The 6,788-nt window shown below is 71.4% G+C and carries 4 protein-coding genes and 2 tRNA genes; 3 read left to right on the top strand and 3 right to left on the bottom strand.

Annotation, left to right across the window (positions count from 1 at the left end):
- The first annotated feature begins 7 nt into the window (after positions 1-7).
- Entirely contained in the window at positions 8-952 is a 945-nt protein-coding gene (locus tag QR78_RS04980) for a protein-methionine-sulfoxide reductase heme-binding subunit MsrQ (RefSeq protein ID WP_244278467.1), read from the top strand.
- Positions 953-1,283: 331 nt separating this feature from the next.
- Here the strand turns inward: QR78_RS04980 and QR78_RS04975 are convergent.
- The 3 genes from QR78_RS04975 to QR78_RS04965 all read right to left on the bottom strand — a co-directional run bounded on the left by QR78_RS04975 (position 1,284) and on the right by QR78_RS04965 (position 4,021).
- Positions 1,284-1,359 (bottom strand) — tRNA-Phe (locus QR78_RS04975).
- Positions 1,360-1,443: 84 nt separating this feature from the next.
- Positions 1,444-1,519, bottom strand: a tRNA-Phe gene (locus QR78_RS04970).
- 105 nt (positions 1,520-1,624) lie between these two features.
- Positions 1,625-4,021 carry a type IA DNA topoisomerase gene (locus tag QR78_RS04965; protein ID WP_125901210.1) on the bottom strand — a complete coding sequence of 799 codons (2,397 nt, stop codon included), beginning with the start codon at positions 4,019-4,021 and terminating at the stop codon, positions 1,625-1,627.
- A 773-nt stretch (positions 4,022-4,794) separates the two neighbouring features.
- Between QR78_RS04965 and QR78_RS04960 the strand changes: the two genes are divergently transcribed.
- Both QR78_RS04960 and metF read left to right on the top strand, forming a co-directional pair.
- A complete protein-coding gene (locus tag QR78_RS04960; protein WP_048426398.1) occupies positions 4,795-5,784 on the top strand; it encodes an ArsR/SmtB family transcription factor in 990 nt (329 codons plus the stop codon).
- 45 nt (positions 5,785-5,829) lie between these two features.
- Positions 5,830-6,744, top strand: a complete 915-nt coding sequence (gene metF / locus QR78_RS04955; RefSeq protein WP_048426397.1) for a methylenetetrahydrofolate reductase [NAD(P)H] — start codon at positions 5,830-5,832, stop codon at positions 6,742-6,744.
- Positions 6,745-6,788 lie beyond the last annotated feature (44 nt).

Genomic DNA, 6,788 nt, shown 5'->3' with positions numbered 1-6,788 from the left:
CCCCCGGATCGCCGATCCCCGCCCGATCCCGCCCCGTCCGACTCCCTCGCGCCGCGCCTCCTCCGGCATCGCCTGGCCGTGGCTCGACCGCGCCGGCCGCCTGTCGCGGTTCAAGCTCGCGGTCTTCCTCTTCGCGCTGGCGCCCGGCCTGTGGTTCACGGCCGCCTACGCCCTCGACCGGCTCGGCGCCAAGCCGCTCACCGCCTACCTGCACGCCATGGGCGATTGGTCGGTGCGGTTCCTGATCCTCTCGCTCGCCGTCACGCCGATGCGGCGCATCGCCAACGCGCCGAAGCTCATCCTGGTGCGGCGGATGCTGGGCCTCACCGCGCTCGCCTACGCGCTGGTCCATTTCACCCTCTACATCACCGACCAGAAGTTCGACCTCGCCCGGGTGGCGAGCGAGATCGTCTTCCGCTTCTATCTCACCATCGGCTTCGCGGGCCTTCTCGGCCTCGTCGTGCTCGGCGTCACCTCGACGGACGGGATGATCCGGCGCCTCGGCAAGGCCTGGCCGCGGCTGCACCGGCTCGTCTACCCGCTCACCGCGCTCGCCCTGCTGCATTTCTTCATTCAATCGAAGATCGACGTCTCGAACCCGGTCTATTGGAGCGGACTCTTCCTCGCCCTGATGGGCTGGCGGCTGATGCACCATTTCAAGGTGCCGACCGCGCCGCTGCCGCTCCTGGGCCTCAGCGTGGCGGCCGGCCTCGCCACGGCGGGCCTGGAGGCGTTGTGGTACGCACTGGCCACCGGCGTGCCGGCCTCGGCCGTCCTCTCCGCCAACCTCGATTTCGCCTACGACGTGCGTCCCGCCTGGTGGGTGTTCGCGACGGTCGTCCTGATCGTGCCGCTGAACCTGTGGCAGAACCGGACGGCATCCGGCGGCAAAGGGTCGGCGGCGAAGGGGTCGGCCGCGAAGGGGCCGGTGGGGCGGCCGGCGAGGGCGTAACGAACGGTCCCGTCGAACTCGGTCCCGTCGATCTCGCCGGACGACCCGACATCCGCTGCGTCGTCCTGGGGCCGCACAGTAGAACCCGGGATCCCTAAACGCTGACGGTTCGGGGTGAGGCGGAGCGGTTTTCGCCTTACTCTTCTTAGTCGATGGTTATGGATCCTGGGTTCTCGTCTTCGAAGAACCCAGGATGACGTAGAGAGTAATGACGATGGTTCGACTTGCCTGAAGACGTCGGGCCATCACCCGTCGAAACGAATGCGAACGCGCGAAAGCGTCGTCAACCGACCTGCCGGCATCGACTGAATGTTCGGGATGTTCGAAGGAATGGTGCCCGGGGACGGAGTCGAACCGCCGACACTGCGATTTTCAGTCGCATGCTCTACCAACTGAGCTACCCGGGCGCACCGGCCGCGCAAGGCGGGCGTTCCAGCACCAGAGATCGTCCTCCGCGAAGGACGGCACCACTCACGTCACTGACGAGGAAGTGGTGCCCGGGGACGGAGTCGAACCGCCGACACTGCGATTTTCAGTCGCATGCTCTACCAACTGAGCTACCCGGGCCCGCCGGCTGCGTGGGGCAGCGGCGTTGAGCGGCGGTATAGAGACGGTCGGATCGCCTGTCCAGCCGTCTCATGCGGGCACGCGGGCGATTGTTTGCCGGCGCCGTCACGCCCCGCCGGCGGTGCGACGGCGGCGCGGGGCGCGGCCCGGGCTCGCGGCCGCGCGGGGGCGCCGGGCCTTCTTCGCCGGGGTCTCGCGGGCGGGGGCCTTGCCGGTGCGCGACCCGTCGCCGCCCGCATGAGCGTCGAGGAAGGCGCGGCAGGCATTGAAGTCGGTCTCGATCTCGGGCGGCAGCCCCTCCATCCGCTTCTCGCGGGCGAGCGATGCGGCGAAGCGCAGCATCGCCGGGGTCGGCGGGCGGGTCGCGCCGTCGCCGGCCGGGCTCCCGGCCTCCCCGATCTTCGGCCCTGCATGGGTGTTGAGGAAGACCCGGCAGGCGCCGACCTCGCGGGTGGCCTCCGGGGGGAGGGGAATGCCCTTGCGGGCGGCGAGCGACTTGGCGAACGCCACCATGGCGGCGGTCGGCGCGCGACCGCCGCGGGACGGCGCCTCGGCATCCACCTCCAGGCGATCGGCGCCCGAGACCGCGCCGATCAGCGCCTCGACCCGCTCGCGGGTGCGCTGCCGAAAGGCCTCGGCCCGGCTTAGCGCCTCCGCCTTCGTCGTCGCCCGGCCGATCTCGGCGAGTTCCGACTCGAACACCGCCCGCCCGACCGGGTCGCCATAGGCCGGAAACACCCGGCGCACGGCCGCCACGAAGGCGAGGCCGATCTCCGTCACGGTGATCGCCGGGTCCTTGCCCTTGAGCAGCGTGACGTAGTGGCTCTTCATCAGCTTCGGCAGCACCGCGTCGCGGGTGGCGGCGGTGCCCAGCCCCTTCGGCTCGGTCGGGTTGGCGGGGTTCTCGAGTGCCCGCTTCAGCGCCGGATCCTCGATCTGGTCGATGAGGCGACCCATCACCACCGGCAACTCGCCCCGGGTGATGCGCCGCGGCGGCTCGGTCCGGGCGGTCTCGATCGTCGGCTCGCCGCCCTGGCCGGCCTCGCCGTCGCGCACCGGCGGCAGGCGGCCGGTGGTCGGCTCGTCGTCGGCCTTGGCCTTGCCGGGCACCACCTCGTCCTCGTCGGCCTCGGTGCCGTAGAGGGCGCGCCAGCCCGGCACCTTCACCACGCTGCCGGTGATGACGAAGCGCTTTTGCCCGAGCGGCGTCGCGACCTCGGCGGTGACCGTGGTGCGGGCGTCGATCCCGTCGGCCATGTGGGCGGCGAGGAAGTTCTTGGCGACGAGCAGCCACAGCCGCAGCGCTTCCGGTGCCACGTCGCCCGGGCCCGGCACCTTGCGCAGGGGCACGATGGCGTGGTGCTCGCCCGGGTCCTTCACGTAATGGCCCTTCGGCCCGCGGCGGATCTGCGGCGTCGCGGGGGCGTGGGTCGCGATGCCCTTGTCGGCCGTCGCGATCGCCGCGATCACCGCGGCGGCGTCCTTGGCTTGCGACTCCGGCAGGTGGATCGATTCGGTGCGGGGATAGCTGAGATAGCCCTTGTCGTAGAGCGCCTGCGCGTGGCGCGCGGTCACCTGCGGGTCCCAGCCGAAGCGCTTGGCGCAGGCGCGCGCCAGCGTGTCCTTGGAGAAGAGCTTCGGCGGCGTCCGCCGCGCGTCCTTCTGCACCACCGCGAGCGGGCCGGCCCAGCCCGCGGCGGCGTCGCGGATCGTCTCGGCGTCCTCGATCGCGAAGATTTTTTCCTTCGGCGCGTGCCAGAGCGTCAGCGTCGCGCCGCTCTCCGTCGTCACCGGCAGGGCGATCTTGTAGAAGTCGCGCGGCACGAAGGTGCGGATGCGCTCCTCGAGATCGGCGAGGATCGCGAGCGTCGGCGTCTGCACGCCGCCGAAGCGCCAGGGCTCGCGGAAGGCCGGTGGGCGCAGGCGCAAGGACACCGCCCGGGTGCCGTTGAGGCCGAGATGCCAATCCTCGTATTGCCGGCACAAGGCTTCGAGGTAGGCGGCGTAGTCGCGCTCGCCGGAATCGTCCTCGCGCGCCAGCAGCCCGAAGGCGCGGCGGATCGAGATCTCGTCCAGCGCCCCGAGGCGCAGGCGGTCGACCCGGCCGCGCCAGCCGAGATGCTCCAAGACCTCCCAGGCGATCATCGAGCCCTCGCGGCCCGGATCGGTGGCGATGATCACCCGCTCGACCCCGCTGAGCGCCTGGCGGATCGCCGCGAGCTTCGGCGCGTGCGACTGGCCCGAGCGGCCGTGGCCGGGAGCGACCGGCAGCCGCTCCATGGCGATCGGCAGCGCGTCGAAGCGCCAGGGCTTCCAGTCCGGCCGGATCTCCCCGGGCTCGGCCACCTCCAGCAGGTGCCCCTCGGCCGCGACGCAGACGGTGCTGGGCGAGCGGAAGAACCGCTGCACCTGGCGCATCGCCGAGGGCTTCTCGAAGAAGAACAGCGTCTTGCCGCGGGGATTCGGACCCGAGGACGGGCCGGGGGAGGTGGCCTGCGCCATGGCAGCGGGACGCTCCTGGATGGGCAGACGAGCCCGAACGAAGCGGGAACATAATGGAGGGGCCCGTGGTCGGTCAACGCGGGGCATCGCGAAAAGAAAGGGCGCGGGCTTCTCCTCTCCCCGCGGTCGGGGAGAGGCCTGAGCCCCCCTCGTCGGGGGTGAAGGAAGCGCAGGCGTAGCCGGAGCGAGGGTGAGGGGGTCTCAACGGATGAGACTCCCCAGGAAGCACCCCCTCACCCTCGCCCTGCGGGCTCCCCGATGACCCGACGAGGGGTCGTCGGGTCTGTCCCCGCGCGCGGGGCTAGCGGATTCACATTTCTCCTTCGAGAGCTAACCCTCTGTAAAAATGTGCGCTTTCCCCTCCCCAGGCGATCTCGGTCTTGCCCAAGATCGCTGCAAGTTGTGGGGAGGGGTTATGGGGATCGAAGATCCCGCGTGGGGGTGGTGAAGGAGGCACCGCCGCTCTCTATCCGGCACCACCCCCACCTCCAGCTCCTCCCCACAAGGGGGAGGAGAGGCGCGCGACCTTCACCGCGAGAAGCTCTCGAACCGGGAAGTGTGAACACGCTAGGCCCGCGGGGGGAGGGGACACCTGCGCGTTTTCCTTGTCCCGGACAGCCTTGCCCTGAACGGGCGCAGCTCTCTCCCCCGCTTTCGCGTGCGCTTCACCCCTCCCTGCCACGATCCCGCTCATGAAACGCCGCTTGCGCCGATGCCAGTACTCACATAAAGATATCTTTATGTTTCGCATCGGAGGTGAGGAGCTTCCCGGTATGACCGCCACCGTCCCCTTCGCCGACGCCCTGGGCGTGCTGCGCGCCGCGGCGGAGGAGACGCGCCTGCGCATCCTGGTGCTGCTCGGCGACGGCGAATTGTCGGTCTCGGACCTCACCGACATCCTGGGCCAGTCGCAGCCGCGGATCTCCCGCCACCTCAAGCTCCTGGTCGAGGCCGGGCTGGTGGTGCGCCACCGCGAGGGCGCCTGGGCGTTCTTCCGCCTGCGCGAGGGCGTGGCGGGCCTCGTGGCGCCGCTCATCGCCGCCCTCGACGGCGGCGCGGCGCCGCTCTCCGAGGACCGGGCCCGGCTCCAGGCGGTGCGGGCGCAGCGTGCCGACGCCGCCCAGACGTTCTTCGCGCGGCTCGCGCCGCAATGGGACCGGGTGCGCTCGCTCCACGTGCCGGAGGCCACCGTCGAGGCCGCGGTGCTCGACGTGCTCGGGGGCGGCCCGATCGGCAGCCTCGTCGATCTCGGCACCGGCACCGGGCGGATGCTCGGGCTGCTGGCCCCCCGGGCCGCGAAGGCGACCGGGCTCGACGCCAACCACGCCATGCTGTCGGTGGCCCGCGCCAACCTGGAGCGCCAGGGCCTGACCCGGATCGACCTGCGCCAGGGCGACATCCACGCCCCGCCCTTCGGCCGGGCGAGCTTCGACCTCGTGCTGATCCACCAGGTGCTGCACTACCTCGACGACCCGGCCCGGGCCTTGCGCGAGGCCGCCCGCCTCGTCGCCCCGGGCGGCCGGCTCCTCGTGGTCGATTTCGCCCCCCACAGCCTCGAATTCCTGCGCGCCGACGAGGCCCACCGCCGCCTCGGCTTCGCCGCCGAGCAGGTCGCGGGCTGGCTCGCCGAGGCCGGGCTGACCGACGTGCGGCTGCGCCACCTCGCGCCCCCCGGCGGCGCGGAGCACCAGCTCACCGTGACGCTCTGGCTCGCCCATCACCCCGAATCCGCGTCCGGCGTGCCCGACCGCGCCGTCGCCTGACCCCTTCCCGTCATCGTCTCAGACATTCTCCCGCCGAGGCCGCCGATGTACGCCACCTCCTTCCGCCCGAGCCGCGAGAGCTGCCGCCCGATCCGGGTCTCGTTCGAGTTCTTCCCGCCCAAGACCCCCGAGATGGAGACGACCCTGTGGTCGTCGATCGAGCGGCTCGCCCCGCTCAGCCCCAGCTTCGTCTCGGTCACCTACGGCGCCGGCGGCTCGACCCGGGAGCGCACCCACAACACCGTGTCGCGCCTGGTGCGCGAGACCGACCTGAAGCCCGCCGCCCACCTCACCTGCGTGGCCGCCACCAAGGGCGAGGTCGACGAGGTGGTGCGCGCCTATCACGAGGCCGGCGTGCGCCACATCGTGGCCCTGCGCGGCGACCCGGCGGACGGCGTCGGCACGGCCTACGCGGCGCATCCGGGCGGCTACGAGCGCTCCTGCGACCTCGTCGCCGGCATCAAGCGCATCGGCGACTTCGAGGTCTCGGTCTCGGCCTATCCGGAGCGCCACCCCGAGGCCGGCTCCCTCGACCAGGATCTCGACGCGCTGAAGGCCAAGGTCGATTGCGGCGCCGACCGCGCCATCACCCAGTTCTTCTTCGACAACGACCTGTTCTTCCGCTACCTCGACCGGGTGCAGGCGCGCGGCATCGATATCCCGATCATCCCCGGCATCCTGCCGGTGCAGAACTTCAAGCAGGCCGCCAACTTCGCCCGCCGCACCGGCGCCTCGGTGCCGGACTGGCTCGCCGCCCGCTTCGAGGGGCTGGACGACGACGTCGCCACCCGCAAGCTGGTGGCCGCGGCGGTCGCCGCCGAGCAGGTGCTCGACCTCGTCGACCGCGGCGTCACCGATTTCCACTTCTACACCATGAACCGCGCCGACCTCGTCTACGCGATCTGCCACCTGCTGGGCTTGCGCGCGGCGCCCGCGGCGGCGGAGAAGGCGGCGGCCTGATCCCCGGACGTCTCGACATCGCTGACAGTCTTCCGGGCCGCATG

It is taken from the genome of Methylobacterium indicum (assembly GCF_001043895.1).
In the GTDB taxonomy this organism is placed as follows: domain Bacteria; phylum Pseudomonadota; class Alphaproteobacteria; order Rhizobiales; family Beijerinckiaceae; genus Methylobacterium; species Methylobacterium indicum.
This window is presented reverse-complemented; position numbering and strand designations above follow the sequence as displayed.